The sequence below is a fragment of the Collinsella sp. TF08-11AT genome (assembly GCF_003437035.1).
Taxonomy (GTDB): Bacteria; Actinomycetota; Coriobacteriia; order Coriobacteriales; family Coriobacteriaceae; genus Collinsella.
Genome location: NZ_QSRL01000014.1, coordinates 1 through 418, shown reverse-complemented (window position 1 = coordinate 418; position 418 = coordinate 1). Strand labels below are relative to the sequence as shown.

Sequence of the window (418 nt, the reverse complement as noted above, 5' to 3'; positions counted from 1 at the left end):
AAAATTTATCTTAACAGGGTTGCTTTTGGGAATTTGATATGCTATACTATAAAAATCAAAGCAAAGGAGTTTATCAATATGCGGCAAGGTATTCTTAAATAAAATTTGATAATGGGAACAAAGACAAACGTCCTCAAGGAGAGGGCTTGGTTTTTGTACCCAATTTAAGAATACTTTTGCCTTTTCATTTCATATCGTGATAGACAACGGCCAGCCTTGGCCGCAGTTTTCATGTGTGTCCTACCTATCATCCCCAGCGGTAAAAGTATTTGTCGCTGGGGATTTTTGCGCCCTTCTGGGCCTTGTATGGAGGACAATCATATGAAAATCATCAATATTGGCATTCTTGCTCATGTAGACGCAGGTAAGACGACCTTGACGGAGAGCCTGTTATATACCAGCGGAGCAATCGAGGCGC

Annotated in this window: 1 protein-coding gene; it reads left to right on the top strand. The window is 41.1% G+C overall.

What is annotated here, in order from left to right; translation table 11 throughout:
• Positions 1-321 precede the first annotated feature (321 nt).
• Positions 322-418: GTP-binding protein (locus DXC79_RS08450; RefSeq protein WP_369832591.1), on the top strand; the 97-nt coding region annotated here is incomplete at its 3' end.